The organism is Sulfurospirillum sp. UCH001, from assembly GCF_001548035.1.
Lineage (GTDB): Bacteria > Campylobacterota > Campylobacteria > Campylobacterales > Sulfurospirillaceae > Sulfurospirillum.
Genome location: NZ_AP014723.1, coordinates 606,276 through 629,857 on the forward strand (window position 1 = coordinate 606,276; position 23,582 = coordinate 629,857).

General features: G+C 38.9%; 23 protein-coding genes and 1 riboswitch. Of the genes, 15 read left to right on the forward strand and 8 right to left on the reverse strand.

The genetic code is table 11. The features are described 5' to 3' along the window. Both UCH001_RS03120 and fliN read right to left on the reverse strand, forming a co-directional pair. Window positions 1-876, reverse strand: a complete 876-nt coding sequence (locus tag UCH001_RS03120) for a hypothetical protein (RefSeq protein ID WP_067174180.1) — start codon at window positions 874-876, stop codon at window positions 1-3. Beyond that, window positions 873-1,184, reverse strand: coding sequence for a flagellar motor switch protein FliN (fliN, locus tag UCH001_RS03125; protein WP_067174184.1), 312 nt, complete (start codon window positions 1,182-1,184; stop codon window positions 873-875). Before fliN ends, UCH001_RS03120 begins: the two co-directional genes overlap by 4 nt. A gap of 250 nt (window positions 1,185-1,434) precedes the next feature. Here fliN and UCH001_RS03130 point away from each other — a divergent pair, with 250 nt between their 5' ends. Together UCH001_RS03130 and UCH001_RS03135 are read left to right on the forward strand one after the other, a co-directional pair. Continuing rightward, entirely contained in the window at window positions 1,435-2,709 is a 1,275-nt protein-coding gene (locus tag UCH001_RS03130) for a sulfite oxidase (RefSeq protein WP_145973100.1), read from the forward strand. Between the two features lie 11 nt (window positions 2,710-2,720). Beyond that, window positions 2,721-3,134: a hypothetical protein gene (locus UCH001_RS03135; protein WP_145973101.1), complete on the forward strand. Its 414-nt coding sequence runs from the start codon at window positions 2,721-2,723 to the stop codon at window positions 3,132-3,134. 29 nt (window positions 3,135-3,163) lie between these two features. Here UCH001_RS03135 and UCH001_RS03140 read toward each other — a convergent pair whose 3' ends face one another. Beyond that, the gene (locus UCH001_RS03140; RefSeq protein ID WP_067174186.1) at window positions 3,164-3,928 is read right to left on the reverse strand and encodes an exodeoxyribonuclease III; all 765 of its coding nucleotides are present in this window, start codon (window positions 3,926-3,928) and stop codon (window positions 3,164-3,166) included. A gap of 159 nt (window positions 3,929-4,087) precedes the next feature. Here UCH001_RS03140 and UCH001_RS03145 point away from each other — a divergent pair, with 159 nt between their 5' ends. After that, window positions 4,088-4,336, forward strand: coding sequence for a hypothetical protein (locus UCH001_RS03145; protein ID WP_067174189.1), 249 nt, complete (start codon window positions 4,088-4,090; stop codon window positions 4,334-4,336). Between the two features lie 46 nt (window positions 4,337-4,382). Here UCH001_RS03145 and UCH001_RS03150 read toward each other — a convergent pair whose 3' ends face one another. Then, on the reverse strand, window positions 4,383-5,309 hold the full coding sequence (locus UCH001_RS03150; RefSeq protein WP_067174191.1) for an AEC family transporter: 927 nt from the start codon (window positions 5,307-5,309) through the stop codon (window positions 4,383-4,385). A gap of 114 nt (window positions 5,310-5,423) precedes the next feature. Here UCH001_RS03150 and UCH001_RS03155 point away from each other — a divergent pair, with 114 nt between their 5' ends. From UCH001_RS03155 to UCH001_RS03165, 3 genes are all read left to right on the forward strand, one after another. Further along, window positions 5,424-5,858 carry a MarR family winged helix-turn-helix transcriptional regulator gene (locus UCH001_RS03155; RefSeq protein ID WP_067174193.1) on the forward strand — a complete coding sequence of 145 codons (435 nt, stop codon included), beginning with the start codon at window positions 5,424-5,426 and terminating at the stop codon, window positions 5,856-5,858. Between the two features lie 107 nt (window positions 5,859-5,965). Beyond that, a complete protein-coding gene (locus UCH001_RS03160) occupies window positions 5,966-6,361 on the forward strand; it encodes a cupin domain-containing protein (RefSeq protein WP_067174195.1) in 396 nt (131 codons plus the stop codon). Window positions 6,362-6,462: 101 nt separating this feature from the next. Then, window positions 6,463-6,948 (forward strand): HugZ family protein, encoded by a 486-nt coding sequence (locus UCH001_RS03165; RefSeq protein ID WP_067174197.1) that lies wholly within the window; start codon window positions 6,463-6,465, stop codon window positions 6,946-6,948. A 30-nt stretch (window positions 6,949-6,978) separates the two neighbouring features. Here UCH001_RS03165 and thiC read toward each other — a convergent pair whose 3' ends face one another. Continuing rightward, window positions 6,979-8,847 carry a phosphomethylpyrimidine synthase ThiC gene (gene thiC, locus UCH001_RS03170; RefSeq protein WP_067174199.1) on the reverse strand — a complete coding sequence of 623 codons (1,869 nt, stop codon included), beginning with the start codon at window positions 8,845-8,847 and terminating at the stop codon, window positions 6,979-6,981. Further along, a riboswitch (TPP riboswitch) is annotated at window positions 8,846-8,963 on the reverse strand. Its footprint overlaps the gene before it by 2 nt. 117 nt (window positions 8,964-9,080) lie before the next feature. Next, window positions 9,081-9,497, reverse strand: coding sequence for a chemotaxis protein CheX (locus UCH001_RS03175; protein WP_067174201.1), 417 nt, complete (start codon window positions 9,495-9,497; stop codon window positions 9,081-9,083). A gap of 196 nt (window positions 9,498-9,693) precedes the next feature. Between UCH001_RS03175 and UCH001_RS03180 the strand changes: the two genes are divergently transcribed. The 8 genes from UCH001_RS03180 to UCH001_RS03215 all read left to right on the forward strand — a co-directional run bounded on the left by UCH001_RS03180 (window position 9,694) and on the right by UCH001_RS03215 (window position 21,845). Next, the gene (locus tag UCH001_RS03180) at window positions 9,694-11,031 is read left to right on the forward strand and encodes an amino acid permease (RefSeq protein ID WP_067174204.1); all 1,338 of its coding nucleotides are present in this window, start codon (window positions 9,694-9,696) and stop codon (window positions 11,029-11,031) included. Between the two features lie 122 nt (window positions 11,032-11,153). Continuing rightward, entirely contained in the window at window positions 11,154-11,903 is a 750-nt protein-coding gene (locus tag UCH001_RS03185; RefSeq protein WP_067174206.1) for a sulfite exporter TauE/SafE family protein, read from the forward strand. Continuing rightward, window positions 11,900-14,716, forward strand: coding sequence for an excinuclease ABC subunit UvrA (gene uvrA / locus UCH001_RS03190; RefSeq protein WP_067174208.1), 2,817 nt, complete (start codon window positions 11,900-11,902; stop codon window positions 14,714-14,716). Before UCH001_RS03185 ends, uvrA begins: the two co-directional genes overlap by 4 nt. A gap of 131 nt (window positions 14,717-14,847) precedes the next feature. Next, window positions 14,848-16,173: a cation:dicarboxylate symporter family transporter gene (locus tag UCH001_RS03195; RefSeq protein WP_067174210.1), complete on the forward strand. Its 1,326-nt coding sequence runs from the start codon at window positions 14,848-14,850 to the stop codon at window positions 16,171-16,173. Between the two features lie 229 nt (window positions 16,174-16,402). Further along, window positions 16,403-17,731: a cation:dicarboxylate symporter family transporter gene (locus UCH001_RS03200; protein ID WP_067174212.1), complete on the forward strand. Its 1,329-nt coding sequence runs from the start codon at window positions 16,403-16,405 to the stop codon at window positions 17,729-17,731. Between the two features lie 85 nt (window positions 17,732-17,816). After that, window positions 17,817-18,626, forward strand: a complete 810-nt coding sequence (locus UCH001_RS03205) for an HDOD domain-containing protein (protein WP_067174214.1) — start codon at window positions 17,817-17,819, stop codon at window positions 18,624-18,626. 25 nt (window positions 18,627-18,651) lie between these two features. Beyond that, complete coding sequence (polA, locus tag UCH001_RS03210; protein WP_067174216.1) at window positions 18,652-21,309, forward strand: DNA polymerase I; 2,658 nt, start codon at window positions 18,652-18,654, stop codon at window positions 21,307-21,309. Further along, complete coding sequence (locus UCH001_RS03215) at window positions 21,306-21,845, forward strand: manganese efflux pump (protein ID WP_067174219.1); 540 nt, start codon at window positions 21,306-21,308, stop codon at window positions 21,843-21,845. The genes polA and UCH001_RS03215 overlap by 4 nt, the downstream gene beginning before the upstream one ends. Window positions 21,846-21,890: 45 nt before the next feature. Here UCH001_RS03215 and UCH001_RS03220 read toward each other — a convergent pair whose 3' ends face one another. Continuing rightward, window positions 21,891-22,511, reverse strand: a complete 621-nt coding sequence (locus tag UCH001_RS03220) for an outer membrane protein (RefSeq protein ID WP_067174220.1) — start codon at window positions 22,509-22,511, stop codon at window positions 21,891-21,893. 213 nt (window positions 22,512-22,724) lie between these two features. Here UCH001_RS03220 and UCH001_RS03225 point away from each other — a divergent pair, with 213 nt between their 5' ends. Beyond that, on the forward strand, window positions 22,725-22,988 hold the full coding sequence (locus tag UCH001_RS03225) for a helix-turn-helix domain-containing protein (protein ID WP_067174222.1): 264 nt from the start codon (window positions 22,725-22,727) through the stop codon (window positions 22,986-22,988). Here the strand turns inward: UCH001_RS03225 and UCH001_RS03230 are convergent. Further along, window positions 22,967-23,581, reverse strand: coding sequence for a M48 family metallopeptidase (locus UCH001_RS03230; protein ID WP_145973102.1), 615 nt, complete (start codon window positions 23,579-23,581; stop codon window positions 22,967-22,969). The two genes, UCH001_RS03225 and UCH001_RS03230, sit on opposite strands and share 22 nt — an antisense overlap. Window position 23,582 lies beyond the last annotated feature (1 nt).

Genomic DNA, 23,582 nt, shown 5'->3' on the forward strand with positions numbered 1-23,582 from the left:
TTAACGCATTGCATCTAAGGGCGTATAATCTGCCGAAGCTTTATTTTTATAGGTGCTGAGTTTATTGTCTTGTAATTTGAGATAATCATCCAAACGTCTGCGATTTTCTTCAAAAACCTTTTCAAAATCATTGTCATCTTTGACTTCACCATTTTGAAATTTTTCCAAGAGAACATTGGAATTTCCTGTCATAACAAGGTATTTGATGGTGCCATATTCAAATAAAACGACACTGTTTTGATTGTCAATCTGTTTTTTGTGAAGTACATTGACCTCTTGTTGAGAGCCTGTTTTTGGGTTGAAAAGCCATGATTTTCCACCACCATTACTCGCAGCAGCTGGTCTAATTGTTTGAATACCCAAGCGTTTTTTAATCCAGAACATCAAAGCAAGTAAGAAAAGCAACGTAAGAATAACAATAATATAGCGTGTATCGATGAAATCTGTTGCGGAAGATGATGTCGCAGGTAGCGCAGTAGCAGCAGTAGTAGATTCTGCTGAACTTTGTGCAGGTGCTTGCATAATGCTACTTCTGATGCGAAGACCAAAACCATCAACGGTTTTAGACGCAACAACACTGACTTTTTTATCACTTTTAAGAACGACTTTGAGTGTATTGTTTTTTTCAGGAATAATCGCGAGTTCTTGAATGATGTTAGAGTTAATACTCTTTTCGATCATTTTGTCATAACCAAGATCATTGATGGTGAGTGTGATAGAAGTAGCGTCACTTTTTTGAGAAATACCACCTTCATGAGGAGCATCGAAGGAGAGCATAACATCGACACGATCACTTCTTTCATAGACATTGTATGTTAAAAGATTAGAAGCACTTAGCCACGTTACTGCACTAATAAGAACGAATAAAAGTCTCATAGGCTCTCTTTTTTAAAGTATTGAATCACCGTTTTAGAATCTAATATTTCATTGATACGAATTGCAAGGTTTTTTTCATAAACCATGACTTCGCCTTTACCAAAAATCTTGCCGTTGATGTAAAGTTCCACGCTTTCACCTGCAGGTTTTTCAAGGTCAATAACAGAACCTTTTTCAAGTTTGAGCAGACGCTGAATCGTGATATTTGTCGTGCCAAGTTCTGCAACAAAGTCAACACTAATATCTAAAAGATTTTCAAACCCTGAGAGAAGTTTGCGTGCGACATATTCTTGATCGACTGCGTCCAATGTTATTCCTTTAAAGATGAGTTAACCTATGTAAGCAAAAACTCTTCCAAACCTTGGTATATACGTCTTATTATAGTTTATTTTGTTTAAATTGTTTATTAAGCTGTTTGTCTGCCATTGGTGTGTCTTTTTAGTGATAACAAAAAAATATCTTAAATTATTGAGTTGACTCAAAAAAAGAGCATTGGTTTTTTCTATACCAAACTATAATGCTTGGGTATCCCCATTTTGTTGACAACAAGGAGAATGTATGAGTCAAAACGCATCCCTCGATCGACGTGGTTTTTTTAAGAAGAGTGGCATCCTTGCCCTTATGAGTGCAGTGGGAAGTGAAATCCCTTTTGTACGTAATTTTCCAGGAGGTCTAGTTCCCGTAGCTATGGCTGCACCCACTATGGTGGAGCTGAACATTCCTGGTAAGAGTTTAGAGTTGGTGGTTCTTGGTGATAAGCCAGTTGTGGCTGAAACACCACCGCACCTTTTGGATAGTGAAGTCACGCCAAACGATTTGATGTTTATTCGTAACAACGGCTTGGTTCCAACCAACATCAATGCTGCGACATGGACACTCACCATCGGCTCTGAAGCAACACCAAATTCTCCAGCAAGGGAAAGTGAGTCCACTAAGCGTACAGTGACATTTACGATAGCAGAACTCAAAAGTAAATTCAAAAACTACACCAGCAACTTGGTGATCGAATGTGGAGGTAACGGGCGTTCAGAATTTAACCCTCCAGCAAAAGGCAATCAATGGACATTAGGAGGAGTGGGCTGCCCTTCTTGGACAGGTGTGCGCCTTAAAGATGTACTAGAGTATGTTGGACTCAAAAACGATGCTGTGTACATTGGGTACTATGGTTCAGACCCACATTTGAGTGGTGATGCAACTAAAGTGCCGATTTCTAGGGGTGTTCCGATTAAAAAAGCGTTGCAAGAAGATGCTTTGATTGTATGGGAAATGAATGGAGCACCACTACCTATACAAAATGGCTATCCTTTGCGCCTTGTCATCCCAGGTTACCCAGCATCTGTGAGTGGTAAGTGGTTGAACCGCATTGTCGTGCGCAATAAAGTACATGATGGCCCTAAAATGGTGGACGACTATCGTAATCCTTGCACACCTGTAGAGCCTGCAAGCGATGTGCCTAACAGCAACATGTGCGTCATTGAAGAGATGCCGATCAAATCACTTATTACCTACCCAGCATCCGGTGCAAAATTTAACTTCGGTGATAAAGTCGAAATACGAGGCAATGCGTGGAGTGGCATCGGTGATGTTAAAGAAGTGTTTGTTTCCATTGACTTTGGGGCAACATGGATCAAAGCAAACCTCAAAAAACCTGTCAACAAATTTGCATGGCAACGTTTTAGTGCCAATTTGAAATTTCCTTCTAAAGGGTATTATGAGCTGTGGGCGCGTGCTGTTGATAAAAAAGGTGTTTCTCAACCGATGGTAATTCCTGGATGGAATCCTAAAGGCTATCTCAACAATGCAACACACCGCATCGCTGTAAAAATTGTCTAAAAGGAGTTCAGATGGGAAAAATCACAACGAGTTTGTTGGTTTTTATCGGGCTTTTGGTGTTAGGGTGTGCTCCAAAAGAAGAAGCGAGCCTTGTGCCTGTTAAAGCAGAGCCTGCTAAAACGGTAAAAGCAGAAGCAAAAACCACTAAATCGCCTGAAATAGACAAAGAGACTGGCCTTGTTATCGCAGAAGGGTTTGAAGTCGTCAAAGGGAACTGTACGGTGGCGTGTCACAGTGCAACACTCGTGACGCAAAATCGCGGGAATGAAAAGTATTGGAAAGATGCCATTGTGTATATGCAAAAAAACCAAGGTCTTTGGGATTTGGGGGCAGATGAGCCACGCATCATCAATTACCTAGCAACACATTATGGGCAAAGCCCTGTGTATCGACGTTCGCCTTTAAAAGTGAAATGGCAAGAATAGTACGTCGTTAGCTCCTATGCATATAGGGGCTAACACTCCAATTCTATGCCAACAGGGCAATGATCAGAGCCATAGATATGCGGTAAGATAAACGCATCTTTTAGTTGTCCCTCTAGCTCTTTAGAGATAAAAAAGTAGTCAATCCTCCATCCAACATTTCGCTCTCTCGCTCCCGCTCGGTATGACCACCACGAATAACACTCTGTTTTATCTCCATGTATATGCCTAAAGGTATCGATATACCCTTTCTCTAAAAGTGTGTCTATCCATGCACGCTCGATAGGTAAGAAGCCTGAAGTGTCTTCATTGGCTTTAGGATGAGTGAGGTCGATTTCACGATGCGCGGTATTGACATCGCCACAGATGATGATGCCTTTTCCCTCTTTGCGCAATGCTTCAGTATGCGCTAGAAAATCGCTGTAAAACTTCATCTTGTGGGCAAGACGTTCTTCACTTTGTTGACCATTTGGAAAGTAAACATTGAAAAGTGCTATGTTATCAAAGTGATGCTCTAAAATACGTCCTTCTTGGGTGTGGTCGATGTGTAAAGCGGTATCGGTTTTTTCAAACATTCGTGTGGAAAAGCTCATCGTACCCGAGTAGCCTTTTTTGCTTGCAGAGTTGATGTGTTTTGAGGTAAAAGGGTGTTGAAAAAGCGGTTCAGGAATTTGATGTGCTTCTGCTTTGATCTCTTGCAAACACAGAACATCAGGTTTAACTTCATCGACCCACGTAAAAGCATTTTTACTCGCAACAGCACGAATGCCATTAACATTCCACGATATCAGTTTCATACGCATTCTCCTTTAATTCTCTGAAATGGTATCATAAGTAACTAAGGGCTTTGGTATATCTTTTGCAAAGGTGATCTAAAAAGGAGTAACTGTGTTATCTTTTTCATGTGGGGCTAATGCCCATTTTCGCACTATCAATACCCATTTAAGCAGTGATTCATGCAACAATGTTTAGAGTATATCTGCAGGGAGTTTGAAAAAGTCAAAGACTATTTGCATTATCCAAGTCCTGCGAAAGAGCTGATTATCAACAATCTTTTTGAAAACTTTATGAAGTGCTTTTTAGAGTATCCGTTTGAAAAAAAGCGTTATCCCAAAGAGTTTTTAGAAACCGCCAATCTTTACAATGACGGTGATGTCGTGACACTCAAACGTTTTGAAGACATCGGTTGCGCTATTTGCTCTTAAGTGACTTTTACGACTATGTGAAAATCACCCATCTCTACCAAAAAATCTAACCCAAATGTGCGATATCAAAGTAAGCGAGTAGGTAACTTACCATCAGCAAAAAAGGAATAAACAGAAGCGAAGTAAAGAGTATGAGGCTTGCTACATCCACAGGTTTGCAGTCATAAAGGGCTGAAATGTTTACGTTGGTAACCGCCAGTGGCACGATGAGTTCTAAAAAAAGTACCGAAGCAACAAACGGCTCTAAGGGGAACACAAAAAAGAGCAGCCACACCGTAATGATAGGCATGATGACAAATTTGATGAGGTGAACGTGCAACAACAGTTTGTAGTTCAGCTCTCCGAGTTTCATGTTGTAAAGGTACATTCCAAACACAATGAGTTGAAGTACCACCATACAGTACGCCCCCATTTCCAGCGACTTAAAGAGAGTAGGGTGAATCACAATGCCTGCAAAATTAAGTCCAAGTGCGAACATCGCCGCCCAAATGACGGGCAGTTTAAAGATGTTCAAAAATGCTTGTTTCATACTTGATGTACCTGCAGAGTAAAAAAATACACCCAAGGTATATGTCATAAGGGTATTGGCAACACTCATCATGCTGGTGTAGATGATAGAATCTTGTCCAAAGATGGCGATGCCAAGAGGAATGCCCAAATTGCCTGTGTTGTTAATCGCCGCGGCTATGGTCATGATGGAGCGCTCTTTCACATCTTCAAAAAACATTCTTGCAAAAATAAATCCTACGACAATGGTAAGAAGCGAAAAAAGGACATAATAAAACGGCACTTGCAACAGCTCTAAGCTCATCGGTTTCGTGGAAAGTCCCCAAAATGAAAAGATGGGGTGCAGAAAATAGACCGAGAGAATGACCATACCGCGCTCAGCCAACTCTTCTTTGAAAATCTTTTTGGCAATGTATCCGAGTAGAATGAAAACATAAATGGCAAGAATGGAAAGCGCTATGTTCATGGTAAAGCTTTATGTGCAAGATTTTGAAAAGGGTATTGTAACGCAAAATCTCTTTCTCCTATCCATAAAATGAGGCACTTGACATTAATTAGATATCTAACTATAATGCGGCTTATGAAAAATCAAAGACTTATAGCGCTTTCCAGCAGACTTGCAGAGAAAGCCAATAAATTTATTATTGCAGAGCTGAAAAAATATGAACTGACAGATATTGCGCCTAGTCATGGTGATATCTTAAGTTTATTATTTGATGGTAGTAGTTATGAAATGGGCGAAATCTCGCGTAAAATTCACAGAACAAAACCCACAGTAACGGTTCTAGTAGAAAAGCTTGAAAAAAGCGGTTATGTACAACGTGTAAAATCAGATGTGGATGCCCGTTTTACGATGATTTCTCTTACCGAAAAAGGGTTTGCGCTTAGACCCATTTTTGAAGCTATTTCGAAAGATCTCAATGCATTAGCCTATGCGGGGCTTAGAGAAGAAGAGGGGATGTTACTCGAGATATTGCTTGAAAAAGCAATTATTAATTTTGAAAAGAGAGAGTAAAAAATTAGCCATATAGTTAGATATCTAATTAATTAAGGAGGCGAAAAGTCATTTTTATATTTTAAATTTAGTGTGAATAAACAATAAACTCAATCAAAGGAAAAATTATGGAAAAAGTAGGACAAAATTATAAAGTTATCTCATGCGGTGATGTCGCATCATTAGGTCGTGTTGTACTGCACGATGTTTTGGCATTAAGTGGTGCAGAAGTCTCTGTCAATGAACTCCCTGCAGGTGTAAGTGTTCCTTTTGTACATGCACATAAAAACAATGAAGAGATTTATGTAGTGCTTAGTGGCAAAGGGCTTTTATACATTGATGGCGAAGAGTTTGCCATAAAAGAGGGCGATGCGTTTCGTATAGACCCTAAAGGGGAGCGTTGCATCAAAGCGGACAATGCAAGCTCACTTCGTTTCATCTGTATTCAAGCCAAAGCAAAGAGCTTAGATGGCTATACCGAGAGTGATGGTGTTGGGGTTGACGCAAAACCGTCGTGGTTATAAGATTGCCTCGAAAGAGGCAATCTTAGTTTGCAGAGTTAATTAGCATTTTGGAGCACTTTTTTAACGCCTTCGTGTTAGACTAAAAATAAAAAAGTGAATCCATGAAAGAATTTATCGCAACTATTCAAACTGCCATCATCGGTACCCTTGATAGTAAAGGGCACCCTTTTAGCTCTTACGCACCTTACATTTACAACAATAACCGTTTTTACGTTTATATCTCCGACATTGCAACACATGCTAAAAATTTGCAAAAAAATCCCAAAGCATCACTCTTTTTTGTAGAAGACGAGAGTAAAACCGACAACCTGTTTGCACGAAAACGTGTGAGTTTACAATGCGATAGCCAAAAGATAGAGAGAGGAAGTGAGCGTTTTGTGGAAGTGTTAGGACTTTTTGCTAAGAAGTTTGATGCCAAGATGGTGGGGACACTTAAAAAGATGTTGGACTTTAATCTCTATGAGTTCAAAGTAATGTACGGCGAAGCGACCTTTGGATTTGGAAAAGCCTATTTTGTGGGTGGGGAAAATATGGATGAGCTGATTGCTAGAACTGAAGGCAATGGACATCATGGAGTAAATAAGTAGTTTTTAGCCCTGCAAAAGGGCTAAAACTTTTTATTGATAAATCTGTCCACCACTCTCTTTAAAGTGTTCGGCTTGTTCTTCCAAACCTTTTTTAAGTGCCATACTTACATCATCTGTACCGATTTTTGCAGCGTAGTCACGTACATCTTGTGAGATTTTCATGGAGCAAAACTTTGGTCCACACATCGAGCAAAAATGTGCTACTTTGGCACTCTCGACGGGTAAGGTTTTGTCGTGGTATTCACGAGCACGGTCTGGGTCAAAACCGATGTTGAACTGGTCGTACCATCGAAACTCAAAACGGGCTTTGCTCATGGCATTATCTCTGATTTGTGCTCCTGGAAAACCTTTAGCAAGGTCGGCTGCGTGTGCGGCGATCTTGTAGGCGATGATGCCCTCTTTAACGTCTTCTCTGTTTGGTAAGCCTAAATGCTCTTTAGGGGTAACGTAGCAGAGCATGGCGGTACCGTACCAGCCAATTTGTGCTGCACCGATAGCTGAGGTGATGTGATCATACCCCGGAGCAACGTCGGTGACGAGCGGTCCAAGCGTATAGAACGGTGCTTCAAAACAGTCCTCTAACTCTTTGGTCATGTTTTCTTTGATTTTTTGCATCGGAACGTGTCCTGGTCCTTCGATCATCACTTGAACATCATGTTTCCATGCGATTTTGGTAAGTTCACCCAACGTTTCCAGTTCAGCAAATTGCGCTTCATCGTTGGCATCATACAGTGAGCCAGGGCGTAAGCCATCTCCGAGTGAAAACGCCACATCGTAGGCTTTCATAATCTCACAGATTTCCTCAAAATAGGTGTAGAGGAAGTTCTCTTTGTGGTGGTGCAGACACCATTTAGCCATGATGCTTCCACCTCGAGAAACGATGCCTGTTAGTCGTTTTGCCGTCATCGGTACGTATGCTAAGCGAACACCTGCATGAATGGTGAAGTAGTCCACCCCTTGTTCTGCTTGCTCGATAAGTGTGTCACGGAATACTTCCCATGTCAAGTCTTCGGCGATGCCATTGACCTTTTCTAGGGCTTGGTAAATTGGCACGGTACCAATCGGCACAGCTGAGTTCCTCAAAATCCACTCTCGTGTTTCGTGGATGTTTTTACCTGTGGAGAGGTCCATCACGGTATCGCCACCCCAACGGGTAGACCAAAGCATCTTTTCGACCTCTTCTTCGATGGATGAAGTGGTTGCAGAGTTTCCGATGTTGGCATTGATCTTGACCATGAAGTTACGACCGATGATCATCGGCTCGGCTTCTGGGTGATTGACATTGAGCGGAAGGACTGCACGACCTGCGGCGATCTCTTGGCGGACAAATTCAGGAGTGTAAACCTCTGGTAAGTTTGCCCCAAAATGCTCGCCTTGGTGTTGAGAGCCAAGGAGTTTGTTTTTGCGTGCCTCTTCAAGATTACAGTTTTCACGAATGGCGACATACTCCATTTCTGGCGTAATGATGCCTTTTTTTGCGTAGTGCATTTGGGTGATGTTTTGACCACTTTTTGCACGGCGTGGTTTTTTGAGGTTGGGGAAACGAAGCGCGTTTAGCTCGGCATCATCATGGCGTTTGTGAAAATAGACAGAACTAAAATCGCTCAGTTGCTCAGTATCGCCTCTTTCTTCTATCCATTTGGCACGAATAGGCTTTAAACCTTGGTGTAGGTCGATTTTAACGTTTGGGTCAGTGTAAACACCTGAAGTATCGTAGACATGAAGTGGTGGGTTTTCTTCGAACGTTCCATCACTTTTAGCCGTTGGACTGAGTTCTATCTCACGCATTGGGACTTGAATGTCAGGGCGTGAACCTTGGATGTAAATTTTCTTGGAACTTGGAAAGTTTTGAATGTAAGATGAATCTATTTTTTCAAGATTGTCGAGTACTTTACTCATGCGTTTATCTCCTTATTTCCTACGCTGGCATTACCCAGATCAGGTTCGTGAAGCCACATTAATGGACTTCTTGGGGTATTATCTCAGCCCTAAGTTCGGCACCCCCACAGACAATGGTAAACAATTAAAAGAAGTTGATTATACAGAACTATGCAAAGAGGCGACTTAAGAAAAAGAGTTGGGTTTAAAAAGCAGTACGTTTGTTTAAGTGTCGTTTCGTTTATTTACATTTCTTAACGTGCAATCACAAATGTACTGTTTTTGATGAGGTAATGGTGTGTGTCTTGAAGCTGAATGGGAAAAGGTCTACAAACATTGCCCATAAATTCAGGAACATTGAGTTGATAGGTATTATTGGGGTATTTTTCTTCTAAAAGAACTTTTGCAGAACCGATGATTTGGTTGGCGATCTCTTTTAAAAGGTCATCTAAGTCATTTTCACAAAGATTTTCTTCAAAAAGAAGGTTAAATGCAATTTCACTCAGTACCTCTTTTTCAAAGAAAAGATACCATGTGTGTTCTGTATCGTTTTCAAGAAGAGAAATGGCAGAACCATAAAAGTATTCTCCCAAATTAGCTGCTTTTTGAGGCAGTTCACATAAAATAGTTTCACAAAAACTGCGTGTGGCTTCAATGACGGCTTGATTCATTCATAACCCCTTAATATGCGCTAAGAGAACATTATATTTGAAACTATTTAAATTATATATTAAAGAAAATCCTAAGATGATAAAGTGATTTTAAAAAGAGAATTTTTTATACATAAGAATATTTTTTAATCACAGCATTGGAATAATTTTTTTGAAAAACGCTACAATAGCGCGTTAATTTTTTTGAAGGAATTTTATGCACACAAAAGGGCTTTCAAGAGGCTTGCAAAATAGACACGTCCAGCTTATTGCATTGGGTGGAGCTATTGGTACAGGTCTATTTTTAGGGGTTTCTACAACCGTACAATTGACAGGTCCCGCGGTACTTTTAGGGTATGCGCTGGGTGGATTTATTGCATTTATGATTATGCGACAACTGGGTGAAATGGTTGTTGAAGAGCCAGTTGCTGGATCATTTAGTCACTTTGCAAACAAATACTGGCATCCATTTGCGGGTTTTGCATCGGGCTGGAACTACTGGATTCTTTATGTTTTAGTAGGTATGGCAGAACTAACAGCGATTGGTACGTTTGTTCACTTTTGGCTTCCAAACATCCCAACATGGGCATCAGCAGCGTTTTTCTTTGTTTTGGTTAACCTTGTAAACTTAGTCAATGTCCGTATTTACGGTGAATTTGAGTTTTGGTTTTCTATCATTAAGGTAGCGGCTATTATTGCGATGATTGCATTTGGTAGTTACTTGCTTGTCAGTGGTAATGGTGGCGAGAGTGCACACTTTAGTAACCTTTGGGCATTAGAAGGCGGCTTTTTTCCACATGGGATTAAAGGCTTTTTGATGGCGATGGTATTCATCATGTTCTCATTTGGTGGGCTTGAGTTAATTGGTATTGCTGCGGCTGAAACAGACGATCCAAGTCATACCATTCCAAGAGCGACCAATCAAGTTATTTACCGTATTCTTATTTTCTACATTGGTGCACTTGCGGTACTTCTGTCTTTAATGCCATGGATGCAGATGACCAAAGAAGTCACGCCATTTGTAATGGTTTTTAGCACGATCAATCAAAATGTTATTGCACATGTACTCAATGCGATCGTTTTAACAGCGGCACTTTCAGTCTATAACAGTGGCGTTTACTCAAATTCACGTATGCTGTTTGGTTTAGCAGCACAAGGCAATGCACCTAAAATGATGATGCGCCTAAACAGTAAAGGCGTTCCAGTCAATGCCGTACTATTCTCTGCGCTCATTACAGGTACATGTGTCGCGCTTAATTATTTTATGCCAGAGGGTGCATTTCAGTTTTTGATGGCACTTGTTGTTTCAGCGTTGGTAGTTAATTGGTTTATGATTAGCTTTGCGCATCTTAAATTCCGTTATGCAAAAATTAAAGAGGGCATAGAGCCTAAATTTAAAGCATTTTGGTTCCCAATGGGCAACATTATCTGTCTAGCGTTTTTCGTGATGATTTTGGGTGTGATGCTTTTTATTGATGGTATCAATATCTCTGTTTATCTTATTCCTGCATGGTTGATTGTATTAGCCATTGGGTATAAACTCTCTCGTAAATAACTATTAGGCTCTTTGCATGAATTAAAATGCAAAGAGCTCATCTTCTTTTAACATCCACTTTAAATCGTTTATTAAGAGCGCATCTAGTACAATCAATCATCTTATAATTAAAGTTGGCATATATGTTAGTGGGGCTTGCATTTTTCGGTATTTTAGTAGGATTTTCTTCTGGTTTCTTTGGCATCGGTGGAGGAACGATTCTTGTACCTGCATTGATTTATTTTGGTTACGACATCAAAATGGCTATTGGTATTTCTGTTATGCAGATGATATTTAGTTCGATGTTTGGCTCCTACGTCAACTATAAAGCAGGTGTCTTGCAACTTAACAGCGGTATTTTCTTAGGATTTGGTGCACTTTTTGGTGCAGCACTTAGCGGATTTATCGTTGACGCACTACCTCGAATTGCGCTTTTAATTCTTTTTGCAACGATTTTAGCGATGTCTATTTATAAGTTTTTTACAGCACCCACTGTTTCGAAAAGTGAGCCGAATGAGTCGAAGAGTTTACTCTTTGTTGTCGGTGTTATCATAGGTGCTATTGCCATTAGTACGGGAACGGGTGGTGCCATTTTCTTAACACCTGTTTTGGTAGGTTTTATGAATTGGGACATTAAAAAAGCGGTTGGTACAACACTCTTTTTTATTATTTTTGGTTCCATATCTGGGTTTATCAGTTTGGCTTCGCATGGGCATGTGGATTATAATGCCGGTGTTGCTGTGGGCATTGGTTCGTTAATCGGTGTCTATTTTGGGGTGAAAGTTTCCCATAAAGTTGAAAAAAAGGTGCAAAAAAGAGCCCTTTTAATCTTGTATGTCATTATGTTTATACTAACAATCAATAAAATTTTAAGTGAGTTAAATGTCCTATGATAAAAATTTACGGTGCTAAAGAGAACAATCTAAAAAATATCAATTTAGAAATTCCAAAAAATAAGCTTGTGGTTTTTACAGGTTTAAGTGGAAGTGGTAAAAGTACTCTAGCGTTTGATACGCTTTATGCAGAAGGGCAACGTCGCTACATCGAGTCTCTTTCTTCGTATGCGAGACAGTTTTTGGACCGTGTGGGTAAGCCTGATGTAGAGAAAATTGAAGGTTTAACACCTGCTATTGCGATCGATCAAAAAACAACCAGCAAAAACCCTCGCTCTACGGTAGGAACGATTACTGAGATTTATGACTATTTGCGTTTACTCTATGCACGCGTTGGTAAACAGCATTGTCATCTTTGTGGTAAAGAGATCTCACAAATGTCAGTGGCAGATATCATTGAACAGGTATTAAAGCTTCCTCCTGAGACAAAACTTTCTATTTTAGCGCCACTGGTACGTGAGAAAAAAGGTAGTTTTGCTGATATGATCGAATCTTTACGCCATAAGGGCTATGTACGTGCGCTTGTTGATGGTGTCATGGTGCGTTTGGATGAAGAGATAGAACTTTCTAAAACGAAAAAGCACACGATTAAAGTAATTATTGACCGTGTTGTGGTGCGTGATGAGAACAAAGAGAGAATTGCTACTGACATTGAAAAAGCACTGTTGGAGAGTTATGGTGAAGTGGAACTTGATATCGCCAATGCCGAAGAAGTAGGCCTTGCAACTTCTCATATTCACTACAGTGAGCATTTGGCATGTTTTGATTGTAAGATCAGTTTTGAGCCACTTGAGCCACTTTCGTTTTCCTTTAACTCACCCAAAGGTGCATGTCCGACATGTGATGGTCTAGGCATTCGCTATACCCTCGATCTTAAAAAAATCATCAATGAAAATGTAAGCATCAGTGAAGGAGCAATCAAAATCTTTTACGGCTTCAATAAAAGCTTTTATGCCAAATTTTTAGAGGCATATTGTGAAGCAGCGGGCATTAGTACTCGTATTCCGTATGAAGAACTTGAAGAGCACCAGCAAAAGGCGATTTTACACGGTGGTGTGGAAGAGGCGACTTTCTTTTGGAAAAAACATAAACTCACCCGTAAATGGGATGGTGTCATCAAAATTGCCTATGATATGCTTAAAGATGAAAAAGAACTAGGCGATTACATGAGTGAGAAGACGTGCGATACGTGTGGTGGATACCGTCTTAAAAAAGAGAGTTTAGCGGTAAGGCTTGCAAAGAAAAATATCGCAGATATTTTAGAACTTCCAATAGACCAATGTTTAGCTTTTTTCCAAGATGAAAAGAACTTTGCTTCTATGAAAGCACAGCACAAAATGATCTCTGAGCCTATTTTGAAAGAGATTAAAGAGAGGCTCTTCTTCTTATTTGATGTGGGACTTGGATACATTAGCCTTGGACGGGATGCAAGAACTATCAGTGGCGGTGAAGCGCAACGTATTCGTATTGCTTCACAGATTGGTAGTGGACTCACAGGTGTTATGTATGTTTTAGATGAGCCTAGTATTGGGCTTCATGAACGTGACACGCTTAAACTGATTCGTACGCTTCGAAGCTTACAGAAAAAAGGAAACTCTGTCATCGTGGTCGAACACGATAAAGAGACCATTAAAACGGCAGATTTTATCGTGGACATTGGACCAGGGGCTGGAAAATTTGGTGGTGAAGTGGTCTTTAAAGGAACCAATGAAGAGCTGTTAAAAAGCAATACGCTTACAGCACAATACCTCAATGGCACACGAATCATTAACTACCGCGAAAACCGTAAACAAGAGCGTTGGATAGAACTCAATAATGTAACTATTAACAATATCCAAAATCTCGATGTGAAAATTCCTTTAGGCAATCTTGTGGCGATTACAGGTGTGAGTGGTAGCGGTAAAAGTTCACTGATTCTCCAAACGTTGCTTCCTGTTGCCAAAGAGTATCTCAACCGTGCAAAAAAAGTGAACAAGGTTGCAGGAGTAGAGTGTATAGGACTTGATCAGCTTGATAAAGTGATTTATCTTGACCAAAGCCCTATTGGTAGGACTCCTCGCTCAAACCCTGCGACTTACACAGGTGTTATGGATGAGATAAGAGCACTCTTTGCCAAAACCAAAGAGGCGCAAATAAGGGGTTACAGTGTTGGTCGTTTCTCCTTTAACGTCAAAGGTGGACGTTGTGAGAAGTGTCAAGGCGATGGAGAAATCAAAATAGAAATGCACTTCTTACCGGATATTATGGTGAAATGTGACAGTTGTAAAGGGCATCGCTACAATGCGCAAACGTTAGAGATCAAATACAAAGGCAAGTCCATCTCTGATGTACTCGATATGAGTGTTGATGAAGCCTTTGAATTTTTCAAAGCCATTCCAAAAATTCATCAAAAAATTCAAACCTTAGTAGATGTTGGTTTGGGCTACATCACTCTAGGACAAAATGCCGTTACACTGAGTGGTGGTGAAGCGCAGCGTATCAAACTAGCAAAAGAGCTTAGTAAAAAAGATACAGGCAATACCCTCTATGTTTTAGATGAACCAACCACTGGCTTACACTTCGCAGACGTAGATAGACTGGTAAAAGTGTTACACCATCTCACAGATATGGGTAACTCTGTTTTAGTGATAGAACACAACATGGATGTCATCAAAAATGCAGACTATATGATCGACATGGGACCTGAAGGTGGAAGCTATGGAGGGCGCATAATAGCGATAGGAACGCCATTTGATGTTGCTAGGGACGCTGAAGCATCTGGAAGCTATACAGGAAAATTTTTAGCATTAGAATTGGAATCAGAAAAGCAATAAATAAAAATGTTTCTTTTGGTAACTCTTTTTATCTTAAAAAATCCTATGAATTCATTTAGAATGAAACATACATAAGTTAGACATAATTTTTAACTATAATCGATTCATCTAAATATTCAAAAGGATCTTTCTTGGAACAGACAGTAAATGTTGTAAAGAAAAAGGACTGGAAAAGCTATACAATTAAAAGTTTAGCTTTCTGGGTTGTTTTTGCGATTATCGCGGGTATTGCGTTTGGTATGTATGACCCTAAAATGGCGATTGCAACAAAACCAGGTATTGATTGGTTTATTCAAGCACTTAAATGGCTTGTAGGACCGATTATCTTCCTAACAATCATTTCAGGTATCGTAGGACTTGAGAGCTTAAAAGAAGTTGGCTCTATTGGTCTTAAAGCGTTTATTTATTTTGAAATTGTCAGTACGTTTGCTTTAGCTATTGGCGTACTTTTTGGTAACGTATTTGGTCCAGGACACGGCATGAATCTTTCTGTTGAGTCACTTGATGCAAAAAGTGTGGCAAAATTTACGACAAATACAGGTGATGTAGGCTCAATTTGGTCTATCCTTAAAGGTGCGATTCCAAGTGATCCTATTACTCCATTCCTTAATGGTCAAACACTTCAAGTATTAACAATGGCATTGGTTTTAGCAATCTTAATTTCTGCGTTTGGTGGAAAACATAAGCCTGCGATTTTAAAGCCTCTTGAAATTGCACAAAATTTCTTCTTTAAAATTTTAACTATCTTGATGTGGTTAAGCCCAATCGCTTCATTTAGTGCTATGGCATTCTTGATCGGTAAATTTGGTATTTCATCATTGATTAACATGGCAAGCTTACTTGCTGTTATGTTAGTTTCTGTTTTAGTATTTATCTTTGGTGTTTTAGGAATTATTTTATGGTTCTATAAAATCAATGTTTTCAAATTTATGCGCTTTATCGCTAAAGAAGTACTTATTGTATTTGCAACATCTTCAAGTGAGTCTGCTCTTGCACCACTTATGAGAAGACTTGAGTCAGCAGGCGTAAGTAGAGGTACAACAGGACTTGTTATTCCTACTGGATATTCATTTAACCTTGACTGTACAAATATCTACTTGTCATTGGCAATTATCTTCCTCTCACAAGCGTTCAATATTCCATTGAGTATTGGTGAGCAGTTAAGCATTATTCTTATCTTAATGATTACCTCAAAAGGTGCTGTTGGTGTAACAGGTTCAGGCTTCATCGTTCTTGCAGGAACACTTTCTGCAATGGGCGGCGCAATTCCTGTTGTAACGGTTGCGGTTCTTCTTGGTGTTGATAAGTTTATGAGTGAGATGAGAGCGGTTGGTAACTTGTGTGGTAATGCCGTTGCAGCTGTTGTTGTTGGTGCTTGGGATAAACAAATTGATATGGAAAAATTCAGATATGCATTGGATCATCCAGAGACTGTAGCAGACGCTATTCCAGGTTGATACGATTTGGCTAATGAGAGGTAACTCTCATTAGCTTTCTTTTACATTAGCTCTATTTTTCTCTCGAAAATTTCTTGAAAAATCTCATTAAAATCCCCTTTCATATGTCATAATAAACATAAACCACTCAATGCTTTATAACATGAGATAAATAAGGTTGATCTACAGCGTCCTCGCTATAGCATAACTTTTATAGCATTGTTTTTAAAGTGAGAAAGAAGGCATTTCATTGGAAACTGTTGAGCAAAAAAAGGTAGTTAAGCGAGATTGGACACACTATACAATCAAAAGTTTAGCGTTTTGGGTTGTTGTGGCAATTATTGCAGGTATTAGTTTTGGTATGGTTAATCCTGCGATGGCAGTAAAAGCAAAACCAGGTATTGATTGGTTTATTCAAGTGCTAAAATGGCTTGTAGGACCGATTATCTTCCTAACAATCATTTCAGGTATCGTAGGACTTGAGAGTTTAAAGGAAGTTGGCTCTATTGGTCTTAAAGCGTTTATTTATTTTGAAGTAGTGAGTACTTTTGCTTTAGCTATTGGCGTTTTATTTGGAAATATTTTAAAGCCAGGTACGGGAATGAATCTTTCCGTTGAATCTTTAGATGCTTCCAGCGTAGAGAGTTTTACTAAAAATGGTCAAGAAACTGCAACGGCTTGGAGTATACTTAAAAGTGCTATTCCAACAGATCCTATTACACCGTTTCTTTATGGCAATACACTGCAAGTACTTGTGATGGCTCTTACGATTGCTATTTTAATTGCAGCATTTGGGGATAAATATAAATCCGCTATCTTAAAACCACTCGAAAAAGTTCAAGATTTTTTCTTTAAAATTTTAACGGTTGTTATGTGGTTAAGTCCACTTGCTAGTTTTAGTGCCATGGCATTTCTTATTGGCAAATTCGGTATTGCTTCATTGATTGGAATGGCAAGCCTTCTTGGTGTTATGCTTGTTTCTGTTTTAGCTTTTTTATTTGGTATTCTTGGCATTATTTTATGGTTTTATAAAATCAATGTTTTTAAATTTATGCGTTTTATTGCTAAAGAGGTACTTATTGTATTTGCAACATCTTCAAGTGAGTCTGCTCTTGCTCCTTTGATGCGTCGTTTAGAAGCAGCAGGTGTTAGTCGTGGTACAACGGGACTTGTTATCCCAACAGGCTATTCGTTTAATCTTGACTGTACCAATATTTATCTTTCTCTTTCTATTATCTTTTTGGCACAAGCTTTCAATATCCCTTTAACACTTTCACATGAACTTTCTATTATTTTCATTTTGATGGTTGCATCTAAAGGGGCGGTTGGTGTTACAGGTTCAGGATTTATTGTTCTTGCAGGTACGTTGTCTGCAATGGGCGATGTAATTCCTGTTGTAACGGTTGCGGTTCTTCTTGGTGTTGATAAGTTTATGAGTGAGATGAGAGCGGTTGGTAACTTGTGTGGTAATGCAGTTGCAGCTGTTGTTGTTGGTGCTTGGGATAAACAAATTGATATGGAAAAATTTAGATATTCACTTGATCATCCAGAAAGCGTTGAAGACACAATACCTGGTTGATACGATTTGGCTAATGAGAGGTTTCTCTCATTAGCTTTTTAACTAAAGCGCGCTATAATCTAACAAATTCATAAAGAGAGATGACATGCTAGAAGAGATAGCTGAGCGCATCAAAGCACTTCCTCCACTTCCTAAAAGTTTTTATCAGATGAGTTTGATCTGCCAAGATCCAAATGCAAGCATTAGTGACCTTGCTCGCGTGATCGAAGAAGATCCGATGCTGGTTGCTAACCTTTTAAAAGTCGCAAATTCTCCTCTCTATGGTTTTAGACGTGAAATTAAAAATGTGACGCAAGCTGTTAGCCTTTTTGGGATGTCCACAACACGCTCTTTAGTCACTGATATGTCTATTAAAAAACTTTTACAAGTCGACATGGCACCTTATGGTGTTACCCCTGAAGAGTTTGCTGCGATTTCAAATTTGCAAAGTGCTCTTATTATGCAGTGGTACAGCAAAATTGATCCATCAAAAACAGATTTTCTTTTTCTTGCAGCGCTTTTGCAAGAGACAGGAAAAATTCTGATCGCCGATGAAATTGTAAAAAATAATGAAACCTACCAATTCAAATCTGAAATTGAAAATAGCACCAATATCGCCGATGTTGAGCGTATGTTTGTGCGTATTACGAGCAGTGAAGTGGCTGCATTGATCTTCAAACATTGGAAATTTGAAGAAAAAATGGTTGAAGCGATTGCGTATTCAGACGCTTTAGGCGCTATCCCCGATGAGATACGTCCTTACGCATTTGCTCTTAAAGTCGCTAAAACGGCTATTCCTATCAATTCCCCTTTGAGCGAGAGAAGTGTCAATCTTGCTCTTAAACTTTTAGAAAAAGAAGAGTTAGATCAAAATACTTTCCTTGATGTTGTTGACAAACTCAAAGAATCTTACTAACCCCTTACACCATAAAGGCGCTTTCGTGAAAACACTTACCATTATTGATACATTTGGCTTTTTTTTTAGAAATTATTATGCTCTTCCCCAATTGCGCAATTCGCAAGGTTTCCCAACAGGACTTTTAACAGGATTTGCCAATTTTATTTATGCGATTAAGAATGAACATGATACCGATTATTTGATGTTCGCACTAGATAGCAAAGGTAAAAACTTTCGTCATGAGATAGACCCAAACTATAAAGCCAATCGTCCTGAAGCACCGGAAGATCTCAAGCGCCAACTTCCTGTAGCAATTTCATGGATTGAAAAGATGGGCTTTAAATGTTACAGCGAAGAGGGATATGAGGCCGATGATGTCATCGCTTCTGCAGTACGCTTTGCTAAAAGCCACGATATTAAAGTGCGCATTGTAACGCACGATAAAGACCTCTACCAACTTATAGATGATGGACGAGTTGTCATTTATGATCCTATGAAAAAAAGTGAAGTCGATACAGAAAAGTGTTTTGAAAAATTTGGTGTATATCCCAATAAAATTAACGAATACCTCTCTTTAGTAGGCGATACCGCCGATAATATACCAGGGGTAAAAGGCATAGGTCCAAAAGGTGCAAAAAAACTTTTAGATGATTTTGGAACGGTGGAAAATGTTTATGCAAACTTAGAGCGTGTCGGAAATCCTCGCGTACAGAGTATGCTTGAAGAGGGAAAAGACAAGGCTTTTTTAAGTAAGCAGTTGGTCCGTTTAGATGATTCACTGAGTATCGCTGATAAATTTGAATCGTTCCATTTCCCATGCGATAATCCTTTAATAAACATTGCAGATGAATTAGAAAAGTATGAGCTACGTCATATGCTTTCTCGTGTACGCAATGAAGCTTTACATGCAAAGCCAAAAGAAGAGGCGAGTAATAGTTTTAAAGCGATCTTAGTCGATGATGCGAAAATGTTGTTCAACATCATTGAGGGAATCGAAGAGGGGTCTATTGTAGCGTTTGATACAGAGACCAATGCCCTTGATGCCTACAACGCTAAAATCGTAGGCTTTTCTTTTGCTATAAATGATAAAGAGGCGTACTATGTCCCGATCGCACATCACTATTTGGGGGTGGGTGAGCAGATTAGCTTTGAAGATGCAAAGCGTGCATTAAGCGAGCTTTTTGCTCATAAAATTGTAGGACAAAATCTCAAGTATGATCTTGCAGTTATTGAAAACAATTTTGGTATCCAAAATATCTCTATTTACGCCGATACAATGCTCCTTGCATGGCTATTAAATCCAGAGAGTAGTGTAGGACTCGATACGCTTGCGCTTCGCTTTTTTAACCACTCTATGGTTAAGTTTAAAGATGTAGTAGGCAAAGGTGAAAACTTTAGTACGGTCGCACTTGAAAAAGCATGCGAATATGCCGCTGAAGATGCATGGATGACACTCAGGCTTTATCATAAATTGCATGAAATGTTAGAGCCTGCTTTGCTTGACCTTGCCAAAGAGGTAGAGTTTCCATTTATCAAAACACTGATGAAAATGGAGAAAGAGGGTATTAAGGTCGATAGTGGTTATTTTGAAACACTTTTAAAGCGAACCGATCATGCCATAGAAGCTCTAAAAACAGAAATTTTTGCATTGTGCGAAACAACGTTCAATCTCAATTCGACACAGCAATTAGGCGCTGTTTTGTTTGAACAATTAGGACTTCCTACGGTGAAAAAAACAAAAACAGGCTATAGCACGGATGAAAATGTTCTGAATGAACTTTTAGAGAAGCATCCAAGTATTGCTAAAATTTTAGAATACAGGGAACTTTATAAATTGCGCTCTACCTACATTGAGCCACTTTTAAAACTTTCAAAAGAGTCACCTCTTGGACGTGTACATACTTCATTTATGCAAATAGGAACAGCAACGGGACGTCTAAGCTCTAAAGATCCAAACTTACAAAATATCCCTGTAAAAACAGAGTTGGGACGTGAAGTGCGTGGTGGTTTTGTTGCAAAAGAAGGGTATAAACTTATCGGCATCGACTATTCGCAGATTGAACTTAGACTGTTGGCACATTTTAGTGGTGATGAAGCGATGGTAGAAGCGTTTAGGACAGGTAAAGATATCCATAAAGAGACAGCATTAAAACTCTTTGGTGAAGAAGAGGCAGTGGCAAAACGTGGTGTGGCAAAAAGCATTAACTTTGGTCTGCTTTATGGAATGGGACCAAAACGTCTTTCTGAAACCATTGGTATCTCGATGAAAGAAGCGAAGAGTTATATAGAGAGTTATTTTGCAACATTCCCGACGATTAAAAATTACCTAACAGCTGTCGCAGACAATGCGAAAGAGAAAGGTTTTGTACAAACTCTTTTAGGGCGAAAGCGCTTTTTTGATTTTGAACATGCCAATGCAATGCAATACGCAGGCTACCTTCGTGAAGCGGTCAATACCGTTTTCCAAGGAAGTGCAGCAGATCTTATCAAGCTGTCAATGAATAAAATTATGACAACACTGGTGGATGATGAAGCAAAACTACTACTTCAAATTCACGATGAGCTTATCTTTGAGGTAAAAGAAGAGAAGGCAGAAGCATTTGCTAAAGCGGCACAAAACGTTATGGAAGAGATTTATACACTCAAAGTACCGCTAAAAGTTTCTATTGCGATAGGTAATAATTGGGGAGAGTTAAAATGATAGAAGTGTTGTTATTGGCATTTGCCCTTAGTATGGATGCTTTTGCTGTTTCCATCGGATTGGGCTCAAAAAATGTTGAGAGCACAAAAGCATTAGCCCTAAAAGCGGGGCTTTTCTTTGGTATTTTTCAAGCATTAATGCCACTATTTGGTTATTTAGGTGGACGAGGATTGCTAGGTTTTGTAAGTGATTATGCGCATTACATTGCTTTTGCACTTTTAGTACTCATTGGCGCTAAAATGATTTATGAAGGCGTGAATGAGGGTGTAGAAGAAGAGCTTGCAAAGATTACCAATAAAGTGATGCTTACCCTTGCCATTGCAACGAGTATCGACGCAATGGCAGCAGGATTTAGTTTGATGCTTCTAGAACTGAATCCTCTTCTTGCGTGTGGTATTATTGGACTTACGACGTTTATCATTAGCTTCATAGGTGTCTATGTTGGTAAATTAAGTGGTACGTGGTTGGAAAGTAAAGCTGAAATTTTTGGTGGTGTTGTTTTAGTCGCTATTGGTTTTAGGATTTTATTTTTTTAGAAATCGTTATCTTTAGCTCTAGGCTAAAGATAACATTAGAATAATTTAGAATTTGTAGTTTAGACCGACATAATATTGAATGATTTTTTCAGATTCGATTTTAATACTTGCTGAATTAGTACCATCATTTATAGAAAAGGTATCTTTTACATCACTAATCATATAGCGAACACCTATCTCTAGCTCAGTATTTTTAGTCATTGAGTATAGAAAACCAGCTTCTGGACCATAGTTAAAACCTTTTGGCTTATCAAGTGATAATATTTCTGCATTTTCAAATGACCATTTAGCTTTGCTATAAGAAACATTTAGACCTATAAAGGGAATAAAATCCGATTTGTTTTTAAATAAATAATCATATCCCAAACCAAATGTATAAGAGGATAAATCATCTTTTTTATTTTGATATGCAAAGTTTCCGTAAACTCTTCCAAATTCGAAATATTTACCTACTTTTATGCCTTCATAAGTACTATCAATCGTATCTTTATCAGTACCTGAGGTGTTGTATCCTAAACTAGGAATATTAGCGTAACCGGAAGTTTTTGTATGTACATTCATACCACCAAACTCACCACCGACAAACCAACTATTATTTGTTTCTGATGCAAGCAGTCCTGATAAACTTGCACATAGTAATGATACTACAATCAAACTCTTTTTCATATCTTTCCTTTTATAAATTTAAAGTGACCTGCAATTAAAGCATATTTAATGAATCAAAATCAAATAGTTATTACTAGTCGTTTTCATTCTATAAAATATAAAGAAAATATTTCTATGGTTGTGACGCATTCTGTGACGCGCTAGTACTATAATTAAGATTATAAAATCAAATAGCAAGGTTAGCTATACATATATTGATAAAGGAAAATCTCTTTGAGAACAGTTGAAAATTTAGATAATTACTCTATTGAAAAATTTCATTATACTATCGGTAAAAACGTTAAAAGGTTACGAGAACGTAAGGGGTATTCACAATTAGCTCTTTCTCAAGCTCTAGGACACAAATCAGTTGGGCTTATTTCTCAAGCAGAAATTTATTATAAACAACAACATTTTAATCTAGAGCATCTCGTCAAGATTGCTTATATTTTAGAATGCACGGTAGCAGATTTTTTTCAAGAAAGTGTTGGTGAATAGTTTCTAAGCACCTTCTCACACTCTTTATACTCTGGCATAAATTCTTTAACACATTCCCAAAACGCTTTTTGATGATGTTTGTGTTCTATGTGAGAAAGTTCGTGAATGACAATGTATGTAACGCATTCTAAGGGTAATTGTGCAAGGCTGAGGTTAAAGCTCAGCTCATTGGTGTGTGAGCAACTTCCCCATCGTTTTTTTGCCTTACGAAAGCTTATCTTGGTTGGTTTAACCCCCATTAAAAAACTCCATTCTTCCACAAGGCGTATGACTAAGGGGATAGTTTTTTCTTTGTAAAAGGCTTCTGGTGTTTGATGTGCATGAAGTAAGATAGCTTCGCCCAAATAGAGGACTTTCCCTTCGTCTTCAAAGAGAGAAGGGAGTGTTGTTCTTTTTTGCAGAGCATTCATTTTGGAAAATATCCATTGTGCCTTTTGAAGAACCAGTGCGTGGATATACTCTTTGGTGTAAGAAGGAGTTTTAACAATGACGCCTTTGATAGGGTCTATCTTAATGTAGAGATGCTTTAGGCGGCGATTTGTGATGATAGAGTAACAAAGCGTTTCGCCTTGATACTCTATGGTTGCTTGCATT